This is a genomic window from Stenotrophomonas sp. LGBM10 (genome assembly GCF_046736075.1).
Classification (GTDB): domain Bacteria; phylum Pseudomonadota; class Gammaproteobacteria; order Xanthomonadales; family Xanthomonadaceae; genus Stenotrophomonas.
In genome coordinates this window covers 4,035,515-4,058,142 of sequence record NZ_CP177163.1, presented here as the reverse complement: position 1 = coordinate 4,058,142, position 22,628 = coordinate 4,035,515, and the positions used below count along the sequence as shown (strand labels likewise).

The following is a 22,628-nucleotide window of genomic DNA, read 5'->3' as shown; positions in this document are numbered from 1 at the left end:
CCGCAGCACGGCAATCAGCGGCCGGCGCCCGCGCGCCGGCGGCGGTTGTCCTTCGGGTCGGCCACCAGGGGGCGCAGCAGTTCGACCCGGTCGCCGTCGTGCAGCACCTGCGCGGCGGTCGCCAGCAGCCCATGCACGGCCACGGCCGGGCACTGCGCGCTGCCCTCGATCGCCGCGGCCTGGATCGCATCGCTGACGGTGGCCCCCTCGGGCAGGGACAGCGCGCGGACCTCGGCACGGTCTGGCCAGGCCAGCACCACCTCCACCCGGATCATCGCTCAGTCCTGCTCGTCGGCGACACGAACGAAATCATTCACCATGCGGTCGGCCAGGCCCTGGAAGCCCAGCGCAAGCGCCGGCCCGAGCAGGCGGGAGTTCGGTTCGAACTCCAGCGTGAGGGTCACCTTGCAGGCATCTTCGGCGAGCGCATGGAACTCCCAGCGCCCGTGCAGGCGCTTGAACGGGCCATCGCGCAGCTGCATATCGATGCTGCTCGGTCGCTGCAACGCGTTCTCGGTCATGAACCAGGTCGAGAACGACCCCAGGCCCAGATCCAGGCGCGCGACCAGGCGATCCGGGCCGGATTCCAGGATCTGCGAGGCCGAGCACCAGCGAAAGCGGCGCGGATAGGCGTCAATATCATTGACCAGGTCAAACATGCGGGCAGCCGAATGTTCGACCAGGGCACTACGGCGGATAGTTGGCATACGGCGGTACTGGTGTGCTGATGAATCGACCGGGGAGGCCCGAATCGGAGACAATACGGACATGAGCAAGAACAGCGGCAAGGATAAAGCAAAGAACGCGACGGCCAACAAAACCATCGCGCTCAACAAGCGTGCGCGCCACGAGTACCACATCGAAGACCGTTTCGAAGCCGGCCTGGCCCTGCAGGGCTGGGAGGTCAAATCGATCCGTGCCGGGCGCGGCAACATCGTCGATGCATACGCCTACGTGCGTGACGGCGAAATCTACCTGATCGGTGCGCAGATCACCCCGTTGATCCAGGCCTCCACCCACGTGGTGGCCAACGACCGGCGCGAGCGCAAGCTGCTTCTGCACCGCAGCGAGATCGACAAGCTGATCGGCAAGGTCCAGCGCGACGGCTACACCATCGTGCCCACCGCGATGTACTGGAGCAAGAACAAGATCAAGCTGGAAGTCGCCCTGGCCAAGGGCAAGCAGACCCATGACAAGCGCGATGCCGAAAAGGACCGCGACTGGGCCCGCGAAAAGTCGCGCACCATGCGCCGCCACAACCGCGACGCCTGATCCCCCTACCCCGCGCCGCATCGCCGTGGTTCACGCCGGCGATGCGCATGCGGCGCTCAGGGCGCCGGGCAGTACGCCGCGTGCAACGCCTCCAGCACCCCCAGTGCGGGGCTGTCGGCCAGGCCGTAGTAGATCGTCTGCGCATCGCGCCGGGTGGTCACCAGCTGCATGCCGCGCAGCACCGCCAGGTGCTGGGACAGCGCAGACAACCCCAGCCCGCTGAGCGGCTGCAGTTCGCCCACCGAGGCCTCCCCTTCCACCAGACGGCACAGCACCCGCAGCCGTGCCGGGTGCGCCAGCGCCTTGAGCAGCGCGGCGGCCTGATCGGCCTGCGCGGCCATGTCGGCAGCGTGCGGGGGCAAGGGGGATGTCGGCGCTGGATCGGGGGTATGCATGCTTGACACTGTAGCCGAGCGCACCTTAGTTTAGATTTATCTAAATTACAGGATGGCGCCATGCTGGGCTGCTTCGCTACCGCCCCCGCCCTGCTCCGCCGGGCCGCCTTGTGATGCTCGACGGCTGGCCCGCAGCTCTGCTCGGCGGCGTTCTGATCGGCGCCGCCGCCACCCTGCTGCTGTGGCTGAACGGGCGCATCGCCGGCATCAGCGGGATGGTCGATGGGGCGGTGGCCGGCGAACGCGGGGACAGGGTCTGGCGCTGGGCCTTCCTGATCGGGCTCGTGGCGGCGGGCGCCGCGTGGCTGGCCTGGGTACCGGGCGCCGCAGTACCCCGCAGCGATTTCCCGCGCCCGCTGCTGGTGATCGCCGGCCTGCTGGTCGGCTACGGCGCCCGCCTCGGCGGGGGCTGCACCAGCGGCCACGGCGTCTGTGGACTGGCCAGGCGCTCGCGGCGCTCGCTGGTGGCGGTGCCGGTGTTCCTGCTCACCGCGATGCTGACCACCTTCGTGGTGCGCCACCTCGGCGGTGTGGCGTGAACCGCCGCACGCTGGCCGCGCTGGCCGCCGGCGCCCTGTTCGGTGCCGGCCTGGCGCTGTCGGGCATGACCGATCCGCGCCGGATCCTGGGGTTCCTCGACGTCACTGGCGAATTCGACCCACGCCTGCTGTTCGTTCTGGGCGGCGCGGTGTTGACCAGTTCCGCGCTGTTCCCGCGCGTGCTGCGCCGTTCGCGACCGCTGCTGGCGCCGCGCTTCAACCTGCCCACGCGCACCGCCGTGGACAGGCCGCTGTTCGCCGGCGCCGCCCTGTTCGGCGCGGGCTGGGGCCTGGCCGGCTACTGTCCGGGACCGGCCCTGGTCGGGCTGGGCATCGGCGCGCCGGAGGCGCTGTGGTTCGTCCCCGCGATGCTGGCCGGCATGGCCGTGCAGCGCTGGCAATCACGGCGTTGAGGCAGTGCTGAAAGGCGGCCCGGACAGGCGATTCCCTGCACAGGCCACACAAGTGTCAGAATCCACCCTCAATACAGCACAGGAACGGCGCGTGACCCTCGAACAAACCCAGGCCTCGGCGCACCCGGCAGACGCAGTCGCCGACCTCACGGCCGATGTGGCCGCCCTGGAGTTCGTGTTTTCCGAACTCACCCGCACGATGGATCCCGCCGCGCTGCTGAAAGTGCTGACCTACCTGCTGCGCAACGTGCGCCGCGATCTGGGCGACGCAGCCCCCAGCCGCGAACAGGCCGTCCTGATCGCGCGCCTGCAGACGCTGATGCAGCAGACCGAGCCGGAGGTCCGCAAGCAGGCCTCCGCACTGCGCAACGAGCACAACCGCGTGCGCAAGGAAAAGGCCCGTCACCAGGCCGACAGCCGCCGCCTGCGCGAGCACGGCCCGCGCGGCTGAGCCGGTCGGGCCTGCCGTGTTCGGCAGGCCCACCCACGCGCGGGGTCTTACCCGCGCTGTGAATCCAGCACTTCCTGGCGCAACGCCACGTCCTGCGCCTTGGCATGGCTCTCGATCAGCAACTGGTAGGCCGGGAAGATCTGCGTGTAGATCTGCGCCCACTGCGCCGCATCCTCGCGGTGCCAGGTCTTCTGCAGTTCCGAGGCGACCGCGGCGGTGTCCATCGGCACCACGCCGGCCTGCACCACCCGCGCCAGGGTGATCTCCTGCGCCATCTTGGAATAGGTGCCCGAGGCGTCGATCACGGCGAATACCTGGTACCCGTCGGCAACCGCGGCGATAGACGGGAACGCCATGCAGACGCTGGTGATGGTGCCGGCGATGATCAACTGGCGGCGACCGGTCGCCTTCACCGCAGCAACGAAATCCGGATTGTCCCAGGCGTTGATTTCACCGCGGCGCGCCACGTACTGCGCATGCGGCGCGGCGGCGTGGATCTCCGGAATCAACGGCCCGTTCGGCCCCTGCGGCACCGACGCGGTGGTGATCACGGGCATCCCGGTCAGCGTCGCCATCTGCGCCAGCGCGGTGGCATGGGCGCGCAGCGTTGGCATGGGCATATCGTGCACGGTCTGGAACAGGCCGCTCTGGTGGTCGATCAGCAGCATCGCGGCATTGGCCGGGTCGATCACGGGGGCGGCGTTGTTGAAGTTGGCGGGGGTGCTCATCTGGCTGTCCTCGGGTGTCTGGGGCTGGCCGGCGGGCTGCCGAACCATGCGATCCAGACTATTCACGGAACGATGGACCCGGTAGTCGGCAGGTTTTATCCTCACCGTCCCACCAGATGAACGATGCTCGACATGAGCACCATCGATCTCAACGATCTCTCCTACTACGCACACGTGGTCGAGCATGGCGGCTTCGCCCCGGCCGGGCGGGCGCTGGGCATCCCCAAGTCCAAACTCAGCCGGCGCATCGCCCTGCTCGAAGAGCGGCTTGGCGTCCGGCTGATCCAGCGCTCCACGCGCCGCTTCTCGGTCACCGAGGTGGGCCAGGAGTACTACGCGCACTGCAAGGCGATGCTGGTCGAAGCAGAAGCGGCGGAAGAGGCGATCGCCCTGTCGCGCGCCGAGCCGCGCGGCACGGTACGCATCGCCGTCCCGGTGGCCATCCTGCAGGCGCGCATGGGCGTGATGCTGGCCGACTTCCTGGCCGAGCACCCGAAAGTCTCGCTGCACCTGGACGCCACCAACCGGCGCGTGGACGTGATCGGCGAAGGCCTGGACATCGCCATCCGGGTCCGGCCGCCGCCGCTGGCCGACAGCGACCTGATCGTGCGCGTACTGGCCACCCGCAACTGGTGCGTCGCCGCCAGCCCGTCGCTGTTCGCCCACCAGCCGGTGCCCACCGTACCGGCCGACCTTGCGCACTTCCCCAGCGTTGACCTCAGCGCCGCACACCAGGTCCATGCCTGGCAGTTGACCGCCGCCGACGGTGCCGTCGCACTCGTTCACCATGTGCCGCGCATGGTCAGCGACGACATGATCGCGCTGCGCGCCGCTGCCGTGGCCGGCGTGGGCATTCTGATGCTGCCCACGATGATGATCTGCGACGAACTGGCCGATGGCCGCCTGGTCCGCCTGCTGCCCGACTGGCAACCGCACCACGGCATCGTGCACGCGGTGTTCCCCTCACGCCGCGGCCTGCTGCCGGCAGTGCGTGCCCTGATCGACTATCTGGCGATGCGCTTCGAACAGTTGCAGGAAGACTGACCGCGCACCCCAGCGTCTGCGTACGCGGCGGTCGCACCCGCAGGCAGCAGTCCCAGTGCGCGGCGGCTGACTCAGCCCGGGAAGGGACCGGCGCTTCCGTCCCAGCCCATCACCCCACGCACCGGCACCGGGATGGTGGTGATGCGCCACTGCCCCGGCGAGAGCCAGGCGATTTCCGCGAAGGTGTCCGCCAGCCGGCCGGCTTCCTGCCACCACGCCATCAGCCGTGCCGGCGCATCCACCACCTGCGGCTGGTACTGGAACGGCACGCCGGCTGCATTGAGCCGCAGCAGCGCATCGAACAACGCGGGGTTGTCGCAGCGCGGGCCGTGGTCATCGAACGCCAACGTCTGCCGCGCCGCCCCGTCGGCAAGCACGATGCCACCCCGCTCCAGGTGGGAGACGCTCAAGGGCGCCGGCGCGTGCGCCGCACCGATGCGTACGTCGAAGGGAGGCCGGCGTCCTGGCAGCAGCATGGGGGTCCTGTTGAGAGGGGCTGGCGGCATGGTAGAGGGAAACGGCCCAACGTGACTGTTCAGCCAAATAGGCGTAGGATTCGCCTTGTCAGGTGAGCCTGCGGCACTGTCTTCGGACAAGGTCGGAGGTTTAAAAGCCTTACCATTCTTGAAGAAACCGGGGGTGCATTGGTTTCGACGGGGGTTGTGAAGTTACTTGGTGCATGCCGAGGGGGCAGCTTTCCTCGTTAATCCAGCAGCAAACTTTTAGTTGCCAACGACGACAACTACGGTTCGAACGACTTCGCAATCGCTGCCTAAAAACAGCTTTAGCGTTTAGTTCTACAGCCGCCTAAGGCGAACCCCCGAACCTACTTGTGCCCGTGCTCGTAGATGTAGGGTCATTATCACGGAACCGGTTGTGATGGCTGCCTGTCAGTCACGACTTAACTAAAGCAGGCTGGTCCTGGGGTGCGCTTTGCACACCGTGCTGCCACAGGATGAGATCCAACGGTGAGCTAAGCATGTAGTACCGGGGATGGAGTGCCTTCGGACGGCGGTTCAATTCCGCCCACCTCCACCATTAGATGGTCCCGCAAGGGCCACAGAAAGCCGGAATCCCTCATCAAACAAGGGGTTCCGGCTTTTTTGTTGTCCAGGGTTGTGCGGCCCGTTCCGTTGTAGCCCATGAGACGCTGGGGGTATATCTAGGGGTACAAGCCCTCCCCCAAAACCCGATACCCCCATGCCTCTAACCGACGCTGCCATTCGTCGAGCCAGTCCCTGCCGACAAGCCCCAGAAGCTTATTGACGGCGGCGGCCTGTTCCTCTTGATCACCGTCGTAGGCGCCAAAAGCTGGCGTTGGAAACATCGTGTCGCCGGCAAGGAGAAGCTGCTGGCGCTTGGCCTATACCCCGACGTCAGCCTGGCCAAGGCAAGAGAGGCAAGAGAGGCACGAGAGGACGCGCGGCGCCTGCTGGCCACCGGCGTAGACCCCAGCGAACAGCGCAAGGCAGCCACCGCGTCGCGTGCGGTGGCCTTCAGTGCGACGAGGGTGTCCCAGGTGTCGTAGGTGACGATGTTGGTGTTGATGCCGCGCCCGCCGACGCTGCCGACCTTCTTGACCTGCACGTACTGCAAGGCCTTTAACTGAGTCTCGGTCAACTCTTCGTTCTTGGGGGTAACGCAGATGTAGAGCTTGGATCCTGCGTTGGTTTTTGCTTCAGCGGCCATAGCCGTGGTCTCCTCGCGATGGACAATAAAAAAAACCTGCCACGGGGCGGGGTCGTTGGAAAAGCGAGAGGCCCGCTGGTCGGCGGGCCTCAAGTTCGTTGCATTTATCGTCAGCCTGGCTTCAGCGCTTTCATTGTTTCAGCCGCACGATGGGATGGCTCCAATGATCCAGCCGTTCGAATCAGCTCAGAGACCAACGTCATGGCCTGCTCTTCTGTGATGCTCTCGTTCGCAGACAGTTGGCATATGTAAAACATGCCTATGTTGAGGAAGGTCGTACGCTCGGTGGATGTAGTCAGCAGCGCCACCGCCTGATTGAAACTCGCGCTTACCGAGGCTAGATCACTCGAGTTGTTCTGAGCAGCATTCGCGAGGGCCTTAGAAGCCTCAAGCACCGCTTTGTCGATCTTTCCAGACCCAAACCAAGAGCTGCTCTTCATACCCATCGCATTCTGCATACACATTCGATCCACACGCGTTTGGTCGCCAGGCATGACCATTGCCGCAGACCTGGCTGGATCCCACGTCATGAACGTTCCAAGAGTCACGGTCTGCGTTTCCTTCTTGCCGGGCAGCTTCTTGCCGGCCATTGACTTGATGGTGGATCCGCATCCCGATGCGGCCAGACACAGCGCTACCAGCGCCCCCAGACTGATTCCTTTCATTTTGCCCCCTGTTTGGCCGGCGGATCCCGGCCCCCAACGCCTATTTACCACGGCTCAGGTCAGGTTGCAGGCGCTCTCTATTTCCGACCGAGGCTGAGCTTTGCCGCCACCAGTTGCATGGCCTGCGGCCCAGTGAAGCCCGCCTCCACGTAGGCCAAGTACTCCGCCCGGACGAATCGCGCCTGCTCGACACAGAACTCGTTCAGCAGGTCTCGGTTCCGCTTCATGCGGGTGATGGCATCGCGCATGGCCTGCAGTTCGCCCCCGTCGGGCGTCTCGCTGCTGCTGACCAGATGAAGGTTGGGCGGCTTCGGGCTCACGGGCCAGATTTTAACCTGACACGCCCCCCCGCCACCTGATGGTCACCGGGTGCATCGTCCGCTGCGGGTCCTGGATGATGGCCGACGTCCAGGGCTTCCCCTCCACCCGCATGCCGGCGAAGGTGGTGCCCTTGGCGAAGGCGGCGATGATGGCGTCGGTGACCAGTCCCCGCCCACATGCCATGGAACTTCTGTAGGCAACACTGGCATTGCAAAAGAGGAACTCGCTAGTCTGCCCTTTGAATGATCAACGGTAGTAGCAGTAGCAGCGCATACCGCAAAGGCGATCAAGACTAAGGAGTGCACTGCATTCATAGAAGACGCCCGATGAAGGAACACCCTCATGCAATTCCAAAGGGGGATCACCCCACGCGGGGTCGAGGCTGTCTTTACGAGAGTGTCTTTGCGATACTTTCGTCACAAATTCCACATGCCTATTCTGTGAGAAAGCACACTTAGGCGTCAGAACTCTCAAAATCGTACAGTACAAAAATGACTGCAAGATAGAAGCGGTCACTCATGGCAAACCCTTGCGCCACAGCGCCTCGCAACGCACACCCCACTAGTTTCCTCTAAAAGTTTTCGCGCTAATTTCTACGTTTCGGCGAATGCCTAAGCAACGCGGCAACACTCTAGATCTGGTTTGACGAATCAAAGCCAGGCCTTAGCACTGCTCCCATCATCCACGGAGACAGCGCAATGCCCAAAACAGTAAAGAACTTCCCTAAAGACTTCCCTTCCAACCCCGACGCCGATGACATGCTGCAACTTAAGGGCATCAAGATCGGACGCTTCCGGATTGATGAACTGGTCATCACCGGACGCGAAGCGGCCATCCATGCGCAAGAAATCCTCAACGCTGCGATGGAGCGCTCCCGACGCTCTCGCATCAATGCAGCAGGCACGCGCTACCCTGATCCACTCTCCGCAGGCCACCCTGCCCGACTTCTGTCAGTAGAGATCAAGGACTACCTGGGGGACCGGGAACGCCGCTGCCTCGCACAAGAGACCATCGACTCCACAGCCCGAACCCTGCGGCTTCTCCAGATGACCTGCGGGGACATCCCGGTCTCGCGCATTGACCACCCTCACATCTACCGACTCTGGGACCTCATGCGCTGGTCGCCCCCAGGCCTCTTTTCGGACCCCGCATATCAACGTATCAGCTATGACGAAGCCATTGCCTGCGGCAAGGAGCTAGATGTTCCTCAGCTTGCCCCCGCAACGCTCGAACGGCATCGACGCTTCCTTGTCTCTTTCTTCAATCAGCTGGTCAAGACCAAAGCCATTGATGCGTCCCCAATGGCTGCGTTCGCAGAAATCAAGAAGGACCTGGTCACGGATCCCAACAAGCCCGAGCGCCTCTTTGATGAAGACGAACTACGGCGCACCTTCGACCCCAAGACGCTCATTCCCTGGGCAAGCAAGTATCCCCACCGATGGTGACTTCCTATGATCGGTCTGCATACGGGCGCCCGCATCAACGAGGTCGCTCAGCTGAAGGTCGCCGACATCGTCCAAGAGAGCGATGTCTGGTGCATCCCCATACAGAAGACCGTAGACCCTGACCTAGCGCACCGGAACCGGCTCAGGAGTCGGCAGAGCCTAAAAGACAAGGCATCTATCCGGACCATCCCTATCCCGAAGCCACTGCTAGACGCAGGCTTCCTGGACTTCATGGATGACATCAGAGAGTGCGGCCACCCTCTCCTCTTCCCACACCTATCCGCTGGTGTGAACCGTAAGACAGGTGAGACCAATGCTCGCTACAGCCTGGCGGCGCTTAGCCAGTTCAGCCGCTACATGAAGGACCTTGGATTCCCTAGAGGTGTTGGGTTCCATGCCTTCCGCCACACCATCGCCACAGAGCTCCACCATCAGAACGTGGCAGACGAAGACATTGCTTTGATCACTGGCCACTCCGTCAGCAAGCGCGTGCCCGTCCTTTACGAGGCCTACTTCCACAAGAAGCCCGCTGTGATGCGCAGGAAGCAGATAGAGACCTTGGAGAAATACAGGCCTGCGGTGGTGCTTCCGGCCTATGCCAAAGGGCAATTCAAGCGGTGTTTGAAGGACAAGAGGAGGTTCTATCCATGATGACATGGAGAGTCAGTGGTAGGCTGTCATTCTTGCAACACGTTTCGTTCTAGCCGATGAATTTCCCTAAATCTCAGAAGACTGGCCGACAAGCAGAGCTTGCAGTAGAAGACGCCTTCTTGGATTGGAGCTGGAACGTTGGGCACGATCAGATAGACATTGGTTACGACCTGTGTATCACTCCAGATCACACTGTCTACCATGGCATTCACTTTCTCGCACAAGTAAAAGGGACCTCTGTCGAGCCCAGGGGAAGCCGCCTCACTACTCAAGTTTCCAAAAGCAGACTGCGGCAGTATGCGAACAATGTGCTCCCAGTCTTTATCTTGAGGGTCACCCCCAACCGTTCCATCTATTGGGTTCATGCTCAGGAATGGGCGAAGAGCAATCGAGAAAAGCTAATCGGCGATGGCAAAGGCGTGGTCACGTTCGACTCTTCAAAGGTTCTCAATGACCGTGAAGGCTTTGAACGCTATCTGTTGGACATCGTAGGGCCTCTCCTTCAAACCCGAGATCCGCTATCCGTCGGGCAGCAGCCATCTATTGATCTAGCAAATCGCAATGCCCGAAGAGCGTCTCCCAGTTCCGGCGAGAGCGAAACTCAGAAAGTGCAGGAGCTCTCGAAGGCGCTTTCTCAGTTGAAGCTATCCTTCACGCCGGTCGGAACCGCCGAGAACATTGCCCTTGTCCGGGACGCGCACTTGTATGGCCTTCCCCGCACATTTGATGTGAAAGACTTCAACCTTGCGCCTATCCCTGGCTTCGAGGATCAAATGAAGCCGCTACTTGCTCATGGCAAGCTCACCATGCGGTCGAACGCATCCGCCCAAGGCCATGTCCTCGTTTGTCCAGGCCAGGAATATTCCGTCTTGGCGCAGGAAGTGAGCTTAGCTGCTGAGCTATTTAATGGCACCGCCGGAGTAGGCATCACGAATGAGTCCCTCCCATCGCCGTTGACTATCATCATTCGGTGCACGGTTGTAGAGACATCATTGAAGGCAGAAATCAACCTTAGCATCAGGGGCTCCGCGATATACGGAGTCCCCCTAAAGGAAATTGATACTCTCGCCCCTCTAGCAACGTGGGCCGACCAGATTGCTGCCGAGGACGCAATGCTGCTGACTTTGGACTTCAATGGGATCCGCCAGCCACTGACCCCGGCTGTGTCACCCATCGGTCAGAAACTTCCTGTGTTTCAGCGCATTAGAAGCCTGAGCAGACTCCAAATGATGTCTCGCGCCCTCAACTCCCTCTTCACCCTCGAAGATTCAGACGTATTCTCCGAAGAGGACTTCCAGGACATCGACTTTGGGTTCGATCTTCTGAGGGGCGTACAGAGATCCGTTACCATTAATACTATGGAAGTCGATTCAGTCAGTCCCGAAGCGCGCAAATTCATAAGTGTTCCTGGCGAATTTCTCATTCAGACACATTGGCAACTGGATGTGGCTGGAAAGGCGCTCGGCCACTTCCCAGTCGAGATACATATGACTGGCTATGCCTTTGAAAGCACCGCAGACCCCGAGAAGCTCAGGATTGTCAAAGGTGGAAACGGGCAAGCTTGGGTTAGCTACAAAAAACATGATGCAGCCGGGAACCATATCGTTCGGCGAAAGACGTAGTCACCGCGAAGACTGTCACTCCAGGGTCTCCGACGCTAAACACCGGTTGAGCCGATGAATTGAAGGCCAAGGTCGCCTATCATTAGAAATAATAGAAAGGCAGCACTTCTGAAGTTGGCAACCAAGCCAGAGATGAGATGGACTGACGCCACCAAACATACTATTCGGTTGCGTTGAGACTACTCCAGCGCCCTAAAAGAACAGCGTCCTCAGCCGACTGGTCGCGGACCTGCTTCAGCGCTTCCGGCGCCAGCAGCAGTGCACCGATCACCGACTGCTCGGCCGGGACCGAATGCGGCGGCATGCGGAGCTGGGCGACGTTGTCCAGATACTCGGGCACGGCGCTCATGCGGCCTGGTCCTGCTGGGCCTGCTGCTCAAGGCGCTCACGTTCGCGCTCGGCGTCGCGCTCGCGCTTCACCTGCACACCGGCGGTGGTCAACTCGCAGCCGCCGCCTTCCGGGCACCACCAGAGCTTGAACCAGTTCCGGCGCACGGCGTCCCGGAAGTGCGCGCGCCAGTCCTTCTGCTGCCTGCCGCTCTAGCGGTGGCGGATAGCGAACTCCCGCCATGCCAGCCCGATGAACTCCTTCGGGATCCCAGCGTCCTCGGCGAATTCGAAAATCGGGTCATCAGCACGAATTGCTCGTTCCCCCGCCTCGCGGCACGCCTCGGCGAAGGCCGGGAAGGTGACCTTCTCCCGCTTCAATCGGCCCGCCTTCTTCCCCTCGACGCCAGCCGGCGGGTTAGGGGGTTCTTCTTTCCTTTCCCTTCCTCTCCTCTCCCTTCCTCTCCCTTCCCTTCCGGGGGTGAGGACTCGTCGAGGCCTCGACGATCAGCATCCGAATATGGGGGGTGCTTGAACGTAGGGCGTTCGATTTTCTGGTGTTTCTTCCAGCCAGTGACGTGCAGATACTGCTTGTCACCATTGGCGTAGGAGGCGATCAGGGAATTCGACGACAGCTCGTCGAGAATTCGCTGAACGTCCGTCGATGAAATGTCGTCACCCGGGAAAATTTCGGCCTTGATGATCTTCGCGCTGGCCACGTGGTTGCCGGCGTCGTCGCAGAAGTTCCACAACCCAATGAAGAGGAGCCGAGCTGTCGGCGAGCATTCCATGACCTGCTCGCTGGACCAGAACTCCGGCTTGATTGAACGGATACGGGCCATTACATCCCTCCCAGAAGGTCATCAGCCTGGGAGTCGGCACGAAGAGCCTCGGCCTTCGCCTGCTCTGCGGCGCAGCGCGAGAGGTGTTCAGCGCGCTCGGCATCGGTCAGAGGCTTACCGCGAGCGATCACATTCAGGCAATGCTGGATGTTGCGGAGAAGGTCGGTACGAGACTTCATGAGGTGTCCCCCTCGGTGGGCGGACACCCACTCTATGGCACGGGAAAGCCGGAAACGTTCAGAAAACGCACCCTTTTTGCACACGGCTCGACTCACACCCCCCCCCGATCAGCCGCAGCTTCGGCGTGCTGGCTGACCTGCACCAGGGCTGCCATGACCTGCTGGCAGGCACGCGCGATGGCGTCGGCCTCGTTCGGGGTAATGCGGCTGTCGGCCATCGCTTCCGAGACCAGCTCCGCCAGATCGCCTTCCGCGGCAGCAGCCGAAAGCAACGCAGTGATCAGGTTGCCGGACTGTGGCGCATCGACGCGCTGCGCGATGAGGCCGTGTTCCGCGCATAACGCATGCAGGATCCGGTAGTCGCCGGTCCTACCCAGCAGCGTGTCCGCTTCCTGCAGGCTCAGCAGATTACGGTCGGTGTTCGGGTTGACCTTGCCGCGAAGCGTGGCGGCGGACATGCCCATCCTGGGCGCCAGGGCCTCGCTGCCGCCCGGGTACTGGTGGACGGTGTCGTAGGCGGCATCAGTGACATTCATGGGCGGACTTCTCGATTGGAGACGCCTGGGCGTCAGCGGCGCACGATGGGCGCTATGGATACGGTCAGATCAAGGACGGAAGAAGGTGTCGCCCACCTTGCGGTAGGCTGCGGTCACCACACGCACAGCCAATGCCCGCAAGGAGGGCGACAGATGGCCAAGATCAACAAGGAACGCCTGGTCCGGATCCTCAAGTTCGCCGAGGAAGCCAATCCGCAGCCCGTCGACCTCATCGCAGCGCTGGGACCGGAAGCAGATGAGGCCATCGTTGAGATCAAGTACCTGAGAGACCACGGGCTGCTTGACGTCATCATTTCCACATCGCTGGATGGCGAGTTCTTCCTCGGAACCACCCGAATTACTTCCGCAGGTCTCGACTACCTCAGCGACGACGGCGGCCTCACTGAGGAACGTGGTGGGACCACGGTCAAGATTCATGCCGACTCTCTTCAGCAGATGCTGGAGCTGATGGTCCTGCGCTCTGATCTAGACCAGCCTCAAAAGCAGCGATACGTCGATGAGCTTCGTAAGCTGCCTGCCGAGACCACAAAACACCTCGCACTGAAGGCAGTGGATGCGGCAATGGCGCATTCGGGAAAACTGCTCCCGCTACTTCAAAGCATGCTCGGTTGATGGCCATGCGCCTGAGATGCAACGACACCCCTGCCGCAATGGGCATCAGGAATTCATCGAACGGAATGACGGATTCATCGTCCATGACGTGCTTGCCCCAGTGCCCGACGGCCAAGGCGTCGGGTTTGAAAAACTCAGGCAGCATCTGCCACCCCCTGGTCGTCGTTGGCCGCCGCAGGCAAAATGTCCGGACGCAGCTCGGTGAGCGACACCGCCCCCTCCACTGTGAAGGCGCAGCTGGCGCACGAGGCCACCATCGAAACGCTGCCCTTTGCTCATCCGCGCATGGTTCGCCGACCGGAAGCCCGCAGAGCTGGCCGAGCAGCAGGGGGTGGGTATCATTGCCGATTGGGTATTGGGCTACCTCACTACCGACGCGCCCGAAGATTCCCGCGACGCCATCCGCAATGCCTTCGCGGAATGGGACGGCCTCGCCGCAACTGGCAAGCAGCGGGTTGGCGAGGTGCAGGGGGGCGCGCGGGCGCAGTTCGAGGCGTGGGCAAAAAGCCACCTGCCTTTGCATCGCGACCGTTGGGACGGGTATGCCGAACATGCCACAGGCGTTTCTTACGCTGCATGGTATGCCGGCTGGCAAGCCGCCCTCGCCGCCCACCAGCCGGGGGCGCAGGTGCCTGTGGCAACCGTCCATGTCACCCACGGTGGATTTGGCATGGAACTGGCTACACACGTCGCCTATGCGCTCCCCGTGGGCACGCACTCGCTCTACGCCGCCCCGCCCGCGCAGGGCAGCGGCCTGGGCAAGTTCAAGGACCTCGTCGGGTTCGCACTGTGGCAGGCGGTGCAGCTTCCCGAAACCGATCCGCGCCGCGACTTCATCAGGCAGGCCAATGAGATGTTGGCGCTGATCGACAGCCAGCGTGATGCAGCGCCGGAGGCCCAGACGCCGGTGGAGATGTCGCCCGACTTCACCGACACCGCGCGAGCGGCCATCGCATGGGTTCTGTGGCATCACCTGGGCGGCAGCAGCCCGGTCGGCAAGCCGCTCCGGTTTGCCCTTGGCATGGGTAGCGATCAGCACCTGAGCCAGTCGCAGATTGACGAGGCGAAACGCTTCGCGGAGTGGGCCGGCGCCACCACGGAGGGTTTCCACCGCCACAGGCCGGCGCAGGCCATCGACCTGGGGCAGGTCCGCGAGATCCGCATCCCTGCACGAAACAACCTCGACCCCATCAGCGTGTTCGTGCAGGACCAAGCCGCTGGCCGCGGGCGCATCGTCGTCACCTGCTACGGCAACGCCTGGCAAGCCTTCTGGGGCGCAATGGGCGACCGCACCGTGATGGAGTTCGTCGCCCAGTGCGATGCCGATTACGTGGCCGGAGACATGATCTCCGGCCGCCAAACCCGGATGACGAAGGCAGAGCGCGCGTACACCGAACGCATCGCAAGGGAGGTGATCGCTGAGTTTCAAGCACTGATCGTCCAGCGCGATGCAGCGCTGGGGGTGACCCGTGGCTAGTCGACCGACGGAGGCCCAAGCCCGCAAAGCCATCAAAGCATGGCTCGAACAGCATGCCCCGGGCTATCCGACCTACGGCATGTGCGAGGACGGCGAGGATGGCTGGGCATTCTGGGTAGTGGATCAGGACACGACGTCTTACCTGCACCACGACCTCACTGTCGAGTGGTATGGCACTGGCTGGCCGGAGAGCTTTGACTACGACGGCAGCACCGGAAACTGGTCGGTGCGCGATGCGGCGCCGGGGGTTCGCAATGGCTGAGTCCTTCCTCGCCTGGGCAACCCGATACCCGATCCTCGGCGCGCTGCTGGTCGTCGGCGCCATCGTCCAGGCCCTGATCGTCATGGCCTGCCGCGCGGTGCGCTGGTGCTGGCGCTGCGCGGCAAGGGCGCTGGCGCGCGGCTTCATGGCAGAGGCGCAGAAGATCATGGCGCGTCCCGGTGGTGGCATATGACCCCGGCACTGTTTCCGCTGGCGACCTTTGAAACCGCCACCCTGGCCGCGGCCAATGCACTACTGGTGAGGTGGGGCCACCGCATGGGTCCATTGGAGCGCGGCAACAGCGGATCGTTCCATGCCCACAGCCTGACGGTGAACGGTTGCGCAGTAGCGGTGGTGACCACTTCTTCGCTCATCCGTGAGCGGGTTGGAGGTGGACTGGGGCACATGGCCCGCGATAACGCTATCGAGCCATCCCGGCTTTGCGCTGGCGAAGCGTGGGCCTGCCGTGTGGCGCTGCGCCTTTGGCGTGAGCTGGTGTTCCCCGGTACTGGTGCCCGGTGGGCGGTCAGCTACCAGGATGCGGCTATGCACACAGGGAACGTGTATCGGTTCGACGGTTGGAGGCGCGCCGGATACAGCGCCAGCGGAACCGATAGCCGGACGGGTCGAACGGGCCGCCGGAAGTGGATCTGGGTTTGGCCTGCAGAGGATAGAAATTCATGAACCCCCAGCTCTACCCACGCGAACCGCGCCGCAGGAGGTGGACCGTGGCTGAAACTTCAGCTCTAGCGCCGGTCGATGATCTCGCGGGCGATCTCCGATCCAAGCTGGAACGCGTCTTCAACGTCAACCAAGTCGCGATGGCCATCGGCGAGCTTGCGCGGCCGCTCCCCATCGACTTGGACGGCCTGAACCATCACTTCACCCGTGTCGCAATGCCATATCTCTACGTCGAAATCGATGCCCTTGTAGCTCCCCGGTCGCGTGTACTTCTGGATGCTATCCATCGTCGTCGCTCCTGTGGTGACGCGGCGGATACTTACCGAAGCTGGACCGGAGATCAAGCTGCTGAGATCTCCCAAGCGAATGTCGAACGGTGGTGCTATGGCAGCTCACCTTCGGCGACGCCATCCAGCGCACCGGGCACGATCTGGCCAGCATGAGCGGGGTGGACCTGTCATCGGCCGGCCCCGCGACCGTCCGCGCATGGCAGGCGCGCGGGCTGGCCCTGCAGCACCTCGCTGCCGGCGACATGGACGAGGCGCTGAAGGTCATGGCGGCTGCCCGGCCGGCCAACCGCCCTTCCCCTACCCCCTGCAGTTAATCAGCCGCGCACTGCGGCGAAGGAGACAAGATGACCAGCAACGTGCAGCCGCTCGCTCCGCGCCGCCTGCTTCGAAGAGGGGAGGTCCAGGACCGTGTCGGACTGTCCAAATCGACCCTCTATTCGCGCATTTCGGTCGGATCCTTCCCGAAACCGGTCACCCTGGGGAGCTCGGTTCGGTGGGTGGAATCAGAGGTTGAAGCCTGGATTTCGGAGCGCGTTTTGGAGCGGGATCATGCCAACGAAACTGGGGGCACGACTGGGGGTACAGACTCAGATTCCGGCGCCCCCCCTTGCCGCAAAAGGCTTTGCGTGGCGAGTAAGGTAGAGCCCACCTCCACCATTTCACCGCTTCGGCGGTACATCAAAGGCTGGAACCCGAGATCAATCGACGGTCCCGGCCTTTTTTGTGCGCGATCGCCCGAGGTGTCGCTTTGTAACCGGCCGCACCCTGCTCCATCACGGCAAGGTGAACTTGCGCGCCATGCGGGTGGGCCAGACCGAGGTGAACTGGGCGCCGCCGACCAGGCGATAGGCCGCCGAAACACTGTGCAGCACACCCAGGCGCTCCAGCACATCCTTGGCCCGCCGGAAGGTCGGCCGGGGTTCGGCGGTGAACATGAAAAGGTTGATTTCCTTGGCACTGACGTCATAGCCGTCCAGCGTGGCGGCACCGCCCAGGGCGGCGCTCAGCTGCGCCTCCAGCGTGGCCAGGAAGGCCTCGTCGTCCAGCGATTTCCGCCAGAACTTGATCACAAGCTGGTAATCCATTGGGGGCTGTCGCTCAGGAAGGGAACCGCCAAGGTTACCCTTCCTGCTGCCCCCCGCGCTTGGATACGGAACGGGACTGCCGATCCGACCGCCGAGCATCACCCGATCACGCCGACCGCACGGCTTCCCGGTCCTGCCGCAACGCGATGACAAGGCGGCATCGATGGCTCGAGCTGGATGATCGGCGCGGCCACCGATCTTCGCCATCGGGTCTCGCAGTGGTTGCCACGTCCGGCCCTGCCCGCCCGGCTTCACACCAGTTTCGCGCCATTTTTGTGATATCCATCACACTTTGGCGGATTCGGGAAGGAAACGGCCTATGCACCATCGGTACCTGGTGGTTCGCGCCACCGTTGCGGCAGGGGTTGTACTGCTGCTGATTGTCCTGGCCTGGGGCGGCCTGGCCTGGTGGCAGGCGCGGCGCCAGGCCACGGTGCAGCTGACCACCCTCGCCGAGGAAGTGCTTCGCCGCTCGGCGCAGACCCGGGTGCAGGTACTGGATGTGTTCCGCCACCTGGAGGCGCAGGCCGACGCGCCGTCGTGCTCGCAGGCGCACCTGGACCAGCTGCGTACGCTCGCCGCCAACGCCAGCTATGTGCAGGGCATCGGGGTGCTGGACGGCGATGTACTGCGCTGCGCCAGCCTCACCGAACTGCATCGCCCACTGCCGCTGGGCCGCCCGTCGCGGCTGCTGCTGGGCGGCAAGGTGCGGTCGTGGAGCGGCGTGCGCCTGGACGAGATTCCCGGCGGCCGCTTCAACGTCAACGCCGCAGGCAACTATGCCGCCTTTATCGTCCCCGACCAGGTCACCGATGTGCTGCCGCCGGATTCGCCCCTGGCGATTGCCCACATCGGCCGCGGCGCCAATGGCTGGAACCTGATCCGCCATCGCGGCTCGCTGGACCCGGCCTGGCTGCGCGGCTATGCCGGCGGCAACCAGGCGCGCACCGTCGAAGGCAGCCGGCTGGTCATGCGCGATGCCGGGGATGGCGAAACCGCCGTGCTGGCGGCGATGCCGCGTGCACAGTTGCAGCTGCTGTGGCGGCAGGCGCTGCAGCGCACGCTGCCGTTTGCCGCCGCGGCCGCGCTGCTGGCGTTGCTGGCCCTGGCCGGGCTGCTGCGCCGGCAGATGTCGCTGCGCGCCGAACTGACGCGCGCACTGGACAATCGCGAGTTCTACCTGCGCTACCAGCCGGTGGTGGCACTGGGCAGCGGACGCTGCGTCGGCGCCGAGGCGCTGATCCGCTGGCAACGCAGCAGCGGGCCGCCGATCGGCCCGGCCGAGTTCATTCCCGTCGCCGAGGAGCACGCGTTGATCTGCCGGATCACCGATGAGGTGATGGCCCTGGTCACCGCCGACGCGCAGGCACTGGTGGCGCAGGACCCGGCCGCGCATATCGCCATCAACCTGTCGGCGGCCGACATCAATGTGCCGCGCATCCAGTCACGCCTGCAGCGGATGATCGACAAGGCCGGGATTGGTGCGCACAACGTCCTGGTCGAGGTGACCGAACGCGGCCTGATCCAGCCGGAAACCGCGCGTGACATCCTGATTGCGATCCGCTCCAGTGGCTACCGCGTGGCGATCGACGATTTCGGCACGGGTCATTCCAGCCTGTCCTATCTGGCCACCTACGACCTGGACTTCCTCAAGATCGACAAGTCCTTCGTCGATGCGATCGACAGCAACGACCCCACCAGCACCCTGGCCTTCCATATCATCGGCATCGCCAAGTCATTGGGCCTGCAGATGATCGCCGAGGGCGTGGAAACCGAACGCCAGCGCGACATCCTGCGCGATGCCGGGGTGCAGTACGCCCAGGGTTGGCTGTTTGGCAAACCGATGTCGATGCCGGAACTGCTGGACTACGCGCGCGCGAATTGACTCGGCTCCACCCGCTGCCGCCCTTGGCAGCGGCCCGCGTCGTCAGCCCTGCGCCAGATCAGCCGTACCGTCGGGTGCCAGGCACGCGTACACGTCGAAATCACGCGAGTGCCCGGCCACGCGGCGCAAGCGGCGCAGTCGGCCTTCATGCTCGAAACCGCAGCGGCGCAGCACAGCGGCGGAGGCGGCATTGGTATCCAGCACGCAGGCCTGGATGCGCTGCCAGCCGAAACGGGCAAACCCCCAGGCACAGACCTGGCGGCAGGTGGCGCTGGCAATCCCGCGACCCTGGAATTCGGGCACCAGCTCATAGGCGATTTCGGCGCTGCACTGGGCCGGGTTGATGCTGTGGAAGCCGATGCTCCCCACCAGGGTGCCGGCGGTATCGACAATGGCGAGGCGGATCTGGGTGGCCGGCTCCGGCGCCTCCAGCGCATCGAACAGCGGCGCCAGCTCGGCAACCGAGGCCACCTGCCAGCTGGTGTGCCGAAGCAGGCCAGGACGGGACAGGCAGGCGAACCACGCCGGGGCGTCGCTGCGCAGCAACGGTCGCAGGGTGACGTCGGGATGGCCGGAAGCCGGGGTGTGCAGGATGGTCATGCCGGACTGCCCGGTGTGCGCAGGAACCGACATTGATGCCCGGGCTGGCCGCGCCGCGCAAGGGCCGGTCGCGTCATCCACGCCGTGTATACGCCCGGCGGGACGATGCTGCACCGATGGGCCGGTAATGCCGCCGGCCGCGGTGAAGGACGCCTGCGCATGGATTTTCTCAAGCTGCTCCGCTCGCTGGAAGAGTTCCTCTACGAGCTGTGCACCTGGTTCCTGTTCTTTCCGCGCACGCTGTACCGGGTGATCGTGCATCCGCGCCGGATGGCGCAGTACGTCAACACCGAGCTGACGCAGAAGCTGGACAAGCAGTTCGACGATGCGATCAGCCCGCCGATGTTCCTGATGCTGGCGGTGCTGGTGGCGCACGGGGTGGAGCTGATGATGCACCAGACCGTGGTTGGCACCAGCGAACTGTCGCGCACGGTGATGGGCAACGAGGAAAGCCTGCTGCTGTATCGCTCGATCACGTTCGCGGTGTGGCCGCTGGTCGCCACCGTACACCTGCTGCGGCGCAAGAAAGTGCCCATGACCCGCGAGTCGCTGCGCCGCCCGTTCTTCATGCAGTGCTACCTCGCCGCACCGTTCGCGGTGGCGGTGTCCACCAGCATGGTGTTCGTGCGGCTGCCCGGCGAGCTGTCCACGCGCATCGGGCTGGTGGTGGCGGTGCTGTCTTTTGTCTGGTTCGCGGTGGTGCAGGCGGGCTGGTTGAAGGTGGCGCTGCAGCGCTCGTGGCTCAACACGATCCTCTCCACGCTCTGGGTGCTGCTGTTGGGCGTGGTGATCAACAGCGTGATCGGCTGGGCGCTGTTGATGAACTGAATCGCCAACGCCGGCAATTCCCCCCTGCGGCATTCCATGCGACCCTTCCGGAAACGTTTTCATGGGATGGAGGGATTCCAATGTTGTCTCGTTTTCGCCGTACCGCGCTGCTCGCGCTGATCGCCCTGTCGCTGCCCGCCGCTGTCTGGGCTGAAACCCCTGCCCCGCTGCGGGTGATGTCCTTCAATGTGCGCACGCCGGTGGATACCGAACCGGGCCGTCGCTGGGACGACCGCCGCGATGCGATGGTGACCCTGCTGCGCGAGCAGAAGCCGGCCGTGGTGGGCACCCAGGAGCTGGTGGAGAAACAGGCCGCGTACCTGGTCGGCCACCTGCCCGGCTACCGCTGGTTCGGCGAAGGGCGTCGCGGTGGCAGCGGCGACGAGCACATGGGCGTGTTCTACGACAGCGCGCAGCTGACGGTGGTCGAGTCGGGCAACTTCTGGCTGTCCGATACGCCGGACGTGCCAGGCAGCATCACCTGGGGCAACCTGTTCCCGCGCATGGTCACCTGGGCGCTGTTCCAGCGTCAGGCCGATGGCCAGCGCTTCTACCTGCTCAACACCCACCTGCCGTACCGTGACGAGGACGAGCCGCGCCGCGTGCGGGCCGCCACGCTCATCACCGAGCGGCTGGCCACGCTGCAGCCCGGCGTGCCGGTGGTGGTGACCGGCGATTTCAACAGCGAGCCGGGAAGCGACACCTACAAGGCGTTCACCGCCGCGCTGGGCGATGCACGAAAGCTCGCCGGCAAGGTCGATGGCCCGCGCCTGACCTTCCACGACTTCACCGGCAAGCCGACGGTTGAACTGGACTGGATTCTGGTGCGCGGGTTCACGGTGGACCGCTTCAGCACGCTGGACCAGACACCCGGCGGCGTGCTGCCGTCGGACCACTATCCGGTGCAGGTCGACCTGCGCTTCCCTGCTGCCACCCCGCGCTGACCGGCCGCCCACACGGGCGTCACGCAACGCCAATGGCGGGGCGACGATAACAACGGTTTTCCGTTCGGAGCGCCGTCATGGCCCATCGCAGCCGTCTGGCCGGATTCATCATTGATTGCCAAGACACGCCCAGTACCGACGCCGCCGCCTTCTGGGCGGCGGCGCTGGGCTACCACGCCGCACCCGCCCGTGCCGAGGACGGCGCGGAGTATGCCGACCTTGAAGGCGCGCCGGCTGGCCTGAACGTGGAAGTGCAGCGGGTGACGCATGCGTCGCGCGTGCATCTGGACATCGAGAGCGACGATATCGATGCCGAAGCCGAGCGCCTGGAGAAACTGGGCGCACGCCGCATCGGCTTCGTCAAACGCTGGTGGGTGATGGAAGCCCCGACCGGGCATCGGTTCTGCATCGTGCGCATGCGCGATGATGACGGTCGTGCGCCGGCCAACCGCTGGCCCTGAGGCTCAGCGCCGCGCCACGCTGCGTTCGATCAGGCGGTGCAGTGCCAGGTGCTGGTTGCGCGCCTGGCAGATGCGCGCGCCAATGGCCAGGAACACGCCCGCGCCGAGCAGGCCCATGTCCAGCAGCGCATCGCTCATGCGCAGAAAGGCCACGGCCACCACCAGGGCGCCAACGACCAGCAGCATCACCACGGCCAGGGACAGCCCGGCATTGCACGGGCCGGGATCGCCATACACGCGTCGGGCAAGAGAGGGTTTCGGCTGCGACATGTCGGCGGCTCCTGGAGTGTTACCGGCTTGTAGCACCGGCGCTGCCACGGCGGGCAGAGGCAATGCCGTCATCTGTCGCCATCGACATGGCCG

At 64.0% G+C, this 22,628-nt stretch carries 32 protein-coding genes, 1 other RNA gene and 2 pseudogenes; 19 read left to right on the top strand and 16 right to left on the bottom strand.

Annotated elements, in window-relative coordinates; translation table 11 throughout:
- Positions 1 to 14 precede the first annotated feature (14 nt).
- Both ACLB90_RS17905 and ACLB90_RS17900 read right to left on the bottom strand, forming a co-directional pair.
- The gene (locus ACLB90_RS17905) at positions 15 to 275 is read right to left on the bottom strand and encodes an RnfH family protein (RefSeq protein WP_411850714.1); all 261 of its coding nucleotides are present in this window, start codon (positions 273 to 275) and stop codon (positions 15 to 17) included.
- A 3-nt stretch (positions 276 to 278) separates the two neighbouring features.
- A complete protein-coding gene (locus tag ACLB90_RS17900; RefSeq protein ID WP_411852792.1) occupies positions 279 to 707 on the bottom strand; it encodes a type II toxin-antitoxin system RatA family toxin in 429 nt (142 codons plus the stop codon).
- A 61-nt stretch (positions 708 to 768) separates the two neighbouring features.
- On the opposite strand from ACLB90_RS17900, the gene smpB reads away from it, so the two are divergent.
- Positions 769 to 1,272 carry an SsrA-binding protein SmpB gene (gene smpB / locus ACLB90_RS17895; RefSeq protein WP_411850713.1) on the top strand — a complete coding sequence of 168 codons (504 nt, stop codon included), beginning with the start codon at positions 769 to 771 and terminating at the stop codon, positions 1,270 to 1,272.
- 56 nt (positions 1,273 to 1,328) lie between these two features.
- Here smpB and ACLB90_RS17890 read toward each other — a convergent pair whose 3' ends face one another.
- Positions 1,329 to 1,613: an ArsR/SmtB family transcription factor gene (locus ACLB90_RS17890; protein WP_411852791.1), complete on the bottom strand. Its 285-nt coding sequence runs from the start codon at positions 1,611 to 1,613 to the stop codon at positions 1,329 to 1,331.
- 167 nt (positions 1,614 to 1,780) lie between these two features.
- Between ACLB90_RS17890 and ACLB90_RS17885 the strand changes: the two genes are divergently transcribed.
- From ACLB90_RS17885 to ACLB90_RS17875, 3 genes are all read left to right on the top strand, one after another.
- Positions 1,781 to 2,206 (top strand): YeeE/YedE family protein, encoded by a 426-nt coding sequence (locus tag ACLB90_RS17885; protein WP_411850712.1) that lies wholly within the window; start codon positions 1,781 to 1,783, stop codon positions 2,204 to 2,206.
- Complete coding sequence (locus tag ACLB90_RS17880) at positions 2,203 to 2,619, top strand: DUF6691 family protein (protein WP_411850711.1); 417 nt, start codon at positions 2,203 to 2,205, stop codon at positions 2,617 to 2,619. The genes ACLB90_RS17885 and ACLB90_RS17880 overlap by 4 nt, the downstream gene beginning before the upstream one ends.
- 91 nt (positions 2,620 to 2,710) lie before the next feature.
- Positions 2,711 to 3,070, top strand: coding sequence for a hypothetical protein (locus tag ACLB90_RS17875; RefSeq protein WP_017356117.1), 360 nt, complete (start codon positions 2,711 to 2,713; stop codon positions 3,068 to 3,070).
- Between the two features lie 47 nt (positions 3,071 to 3,117).
- Here the strand turns inward: ACLB90_RS17875 and ACLB90_RS17870 are convergent, their stop codons facing one another.
- The gene (locus ACLB90_RS17870; protein WP_411850710.1) at positions 3,118 to 3,798 is read right to left on the bottom strand and encodes an isochorismatase family protein; all 681 of its coding nucleotides are present in this window, start codon (positions 3,796 to 3,798) and stop codon (positions 3,118 to 3,120) included.
- Between the two features lie 132 nt (positions 3,799 to 3,930).
- Here ACLB90_RS17870 and ACLB90_RS17865 point away from each other — a divergent pair, with 132 nt between their 5' ends.
- Positions 3,931 to 4,842, top strand: coding sequence for a LysR family transcriptional regulator (locus ACLB90_RS17865; protein ID WP_411850709.1), 912 nt, complete (start codon positions 3,931 to 3,933; stop codon positions 4,840 to 4,842).
- A 71-nt stretch (positions 4,843 to 4,913) separates the two neighbouring features.
- Here the strand turns inward: ACLB90_RS17865 and ACLB90_RS17860 are convergent, their stop codons facing one another.
- A complete protein-coding gene (locus ACLB90_RS17860) occupies positions 4,914 to 5,318 on the bottom strand; it encodes a hypothetical protein (protein ID WP_411850708.1) in 405 nt (134 codons plus the stop codon).
- Positions 5,319 to 5,477: 159 nt separating this feature from the next.
- Between ACLB90_RS17860 and ssrA the strand changes: the two genes are divergently transcribed.
- Together ssrA and ACLB90_RS17850 are read left to right on the top strand one after the other, a co-directional pair.
- Positions 5,478 to 5,880, top strand: a transfer-messenger RNA (tmRNA) gene (gene ssrA / locus ACLB90_RS17855).
- 247 nt (positions 5,881 to 6,127) lie between these two features.
- A complete protein-coding gene (locus ACLB90_RS17850; RefSeq protein WP_411850707.1) occupies positions 6,128 to 6,370 on the top strand; it encodes an Arm DNA-binding domain-containing protein in 243 nt (80 codons plus the stop codon).
- Between the two features lie 271 nt (positions 6,371 to 6,641).
- Here the strand turns inward: ACLB90_RS17850 and ACLB90_RS17845 are convergent, their stop codons facing one another.
- Both ACLB90_RS17845 and ACLB90_RS17840 read right to left on the bottom strand, forming a co-directional pair.
- Entirely contained in the window at positions 6,642 to 7,196 is a 555-nt protein-coding gene (locus tag ACLB90_RS17845) for a hypothetical protein (protein ID WP_411850706.1), read from the bottom strand.
- A gap of 77 nt (positions 7,197 to 7,273) precedes the next feature.
- A complete protein-coding gene (locus ACLB90_RS17840) occupies positions 7,274 to 7,516 on the bottom strand; it encodes a hypothetical protein (RefSeq protein ID WP_411850705.1) in 243 nt (80 codons plus the stop codon).
- Between the two features lie 699 nt (positions 7,517 to 8,215).
- On the opposite strand from ACLB90_RS17840, the pseudogene ACLB90_RS17835 reads away from it, so the two are divergent.
- Positions 8,216 to 9,613: pseudogene (locus ACLB90_RS17835) on the top strand (site-specific integrase).
- Between the two features lie 56 nt (positions 9,614 to 9,669).
- Complete coding sequence (locus ACLB90_RS17830; RefSeq protein WP_411850704.1) at positions 9,670 to 11,235, top strand: DUF4365 domain-containing protein; 1,566 nt, start codon at positions 9,670 to 9,672, stop codon at positions 11,233 to 11,235.
- 160 nt (positions 11,236 to 11,395) lie between these two features.
- Here the strand turns inward: ACLB90_RS17830 and ACLB90_RS17825 are convergent, their stop codons facing one another.
- The 5 genes from ACLB90_RS17825 to ACLB90_RS17805 all read right to left on the bottom strand — a co-directional run bounded on the left by ACLB90_RS17825 (position 11,396) and on the right by ACLB90_RS17805 (position 13,119).
- Positions 11,396 to 11,584, bottom strand: a complete 189-nt coding sequence (locus ACLB90_RS17825) for a DnaB-like helicase N-terminal domain-containing protein (RefSeq protein WP_411850703.1) — start codon at positions 11,582 to 11,584, stop codon at positions 11,396 to 11,398.
- A complete protein-coding gene (locus ACLB90_RS17820) occupies positions 11,581 to 11,730 on the bottom strand; it encodes a hypothetical protein (protein ID WP_411850702.1) in 150 nt (49 codons plus the stop codon). Before ACLB90_RS17820 ends, ACLB90_RS17825 begins: the two co-directional genes overlap by 4 nt.
- Positions 11,731 to 11,939: 209 nt before the next feature.
- Complete coding sequence (locus tag ACLB90_RS17815) at positions 11,940 to 12,404, bottom strand: hypothetical protein (RefSeq protein WP_411850701.1); 465 nt, start codon at positions 12,402 to 12,404, stop codon at positions 11,940 to 11,942.
- Positions 12,404 to 12,583 (bottom strand): hypothetical protein, encoded by a 180-nt coding sequence (locus ACLB90_RS17810; protein ID WP_411850700.1) that lies wholly within the window; start codon positions 12,581 to 12,583, stop codon positions 12,404 to 12,406. Before ACLB90_RS17810 ends, ACLB90_RS17815 begins: the two co-directional genes overlap by 1 nt.
- Before the next feature lie 92 nt (positions 12,584 to 12,675).
- Entirely contained in the window at positions 12,676 to 13,119 is a 444-nt protein-coding gene (locus ACLB90_RS17805) for a phage regulatory CII family protein (RefSeq protein ID WP_411850699.1), read from the bottom strand.
- A gap of 153 nt (positions 13,120 to 13,272) precedes the next feature.
- Here ACLB90_RS17805 and ACLB90_RS17800 point away from each other — a divergent pair, with 153 nt between their 5' ends.
- From ACLB90_RS17800 to ACLB90_RS17785, 4 genes are all read left to right on the top strand, one after another.
- Positions 13,273 to 13,752: a hypothetical protein gene (locus tag ACLB90_RS17800; protein ID WP_411850698.1), complete on the top strand. Its 480-nt coding sequence runs from the start codon at positions 13,273 to 13,275 to the stop codon at positions 13,750 to 13,752.
- Between the two features lie 271 nt (positions 13,753 to 14,023).
- Entirely contained in the window at positions 14,024 to 15,229 is a 1,206-nt protein-coding gene (locus tag ACLB90_RS17795; protein ID WP_411850697.1) for a hypothetical protein, read from the top strand.
- Positions 15,222 to 15,491 (top strand): hypothetical protein, encoded by a 270-nt coding sequence (locus tag ACLB90_RS17790; protein ID WP_411850696.1) that lies wholly within the window; start codon positions 15,222 to 15,224, stop codon positions 15,489 to 15,491. Before ACLB90_RS17795 ends, ACLB90_RS17790 begins: the two co-directional genes overlap by 8 nt.
- On the top strand, positions 15,484 to 15,684 hold the full coding sequence (locus ACLB90_RS17785; RefSeq protein ID WP_411850695.1) for a hypothetical protein: 201 nt from the start codon (positions 15,484 to 15,486) through the stop codon (positions 15,682 to 15,684). The genes ACLB90_RS17790 and ACLB90_RS17785 overlap by 8 nt, the downstream gene beginning before the upstream one ends.
- A gap of 553 nt (positions 15,685 to 16,237) precedes the next feature.
- Here the strand turns inward: ACLB90_RS17785 and ACLB90_RS17780 are convergent.
- Positions 16,238 to 16,459 (bottom strand): hypothetical protein, encoded by a 222-nt coding sequence (locus ACLB90_RS17780; RefSeq protein WP_411850694.1) that lies wholly within the window; start codon positions 16,457 to 16,459, stop codon positions 16,238 to 16,240.
- A gap of 92 nt (positions 16,460 to 16,551) precedes the next feature.
- Between ACLB90_RS17780 and ACLB90_RS17775 the strand changes: the two genes are divergently transcribed.
- Together ACLB90_RS17775 and ACLB90_RS17770 are read left to right on the top strand one after the other, a co-directional pair.
- Complete coding sequence (locus ACLB90_RS17775; protein WP_411850693.1) at positions 16,552 to 16,776, top strand: hypothetical protein; 225 nt, start codon at positions 16,552 to 16,554, stop codon at positions 16,774 to 16,776.
- Positions 16,777 to 16,806: 30 nt separating this feature from the next.
- Positions 16,807 to 16,974 (top strand): annotated as a pseudogene (locus ACLB90_RS17770) (helix-turn-helix transcriptional regulator); the annotation flags it as partial.
- Between the two features lie 261 nt (positions 16,975 to 17,235).
- Here the strand turns inward: ACLB90_RS17770 and ACLB90_RS17765 are convergent.
- Positions 17,236 to 17,547, bottom strand: coding sequence for a hypothetical protein (locus tag ACLB90_RS17765; protein WP_287248950.1), 312 nt, complete (start codon positions 17,545 to 17,547; stop codon positions 17,236 to 17,238).
- Positions 17,548 to 17,866: 319 nt separating this feature from the next.
- On the opposite strand from ACLB90_RS17765, the gene ACLB90_RS17760 reads away from it, so the two are divergent.
- On the top strand, positions 17,867 to 19,432 hold the full coding sequence (locus ACLB90_RS17760; protein WP_411850692.1) for an EAL domain-containing protein: 1,566 nt from the start codon (positions 17,867 to 17,869) through the stop codon (positions 19,430 to 19,432).
- A 42-nt stretch (positions 19,433 to 19,474) separates the two neighbouring features.
- Here ACLB90_RS17760 and ACLB90_RS17755 read toward each other — a convergent pair whose 3' ends face one another.
- Positions 19,475 to 20,032, bottom strand: coding sequence for a GNAT family N-acetyltransferase (locus ACLB90_RS17755; RefSeq protein ID WP_411850691.1), 558 nt, complete (start codon positions 20,030 to 20,032; stop codon positions 19,475 to 19,477).
- A 159-nt stretch (positions 20,033 to 20,191) separates the two neighbouring features.
- Between ACLB90_RS17755 and ACLB90_RS17750 the strand changes: the two genes are divergently transcribed.
- From ACLB90_RS17750 to ACLB90_RS17740, 3 genes are all read left to right on the top strand, one after another.
- A complete protein-coding gene (locus tag ACLB90_RS17750; protein WP_411850690.1) occupies positions 20,192 to 20,860 on the top strand; it encodes a hypothetical protein in 669 nt (222 codons plus the stop codon).
- An 80-nt stretch (positions 20,861 to 20,940) separates the two neighbouring features.
- Positions 20,941 to 21,804, top strand: coding sequence for an endonuclease/exonuclease/phosphatase family protein (locus ACLB90_RS17745; protein ID WP_411850689.1), 864 nt, complete (start codon positions 20,941 to 20,943; stop codon positions 21,802 to 21,804).
- A 77-nt stretch (positions 21,805 to 21,881) separates the two neighbouring features.
- Positions 21,882 to 22,265 carry a VOC family protein gene (locus tag ACLB90_RS17740; RefSeq protein ID WP_411850688.1) on the top strand — a complete coding sequence of 128 codons (384 nt, stop codon included), beginning with the start codon at positions 21,882 to 21,884 and terminating at the stop codon, positions 22,263 to 22,265.
- 3 nt (positions 22,266 to 22,268) lie between these two features.
- Here the strand turns inward: ACLB90_RS17740 and ACLB90_RS17735 are convergent, their stop codons facing one another.
- The gene (locus ACLB90_RS17735) at positions 22,269 to 22,535 is read right to left on the bottom strand and encodes a hypothetical protein (RefSeq protein WP_411850687.1); all 267 of its coding nucleotides are present in this window, start codon (positions 22,533 to 22,535) and stop codon (positions 22,269 to 22,271) included.
- Between the last annotated feature and the right edge of the window lie 93 nt (positions 22,536 to 22,628).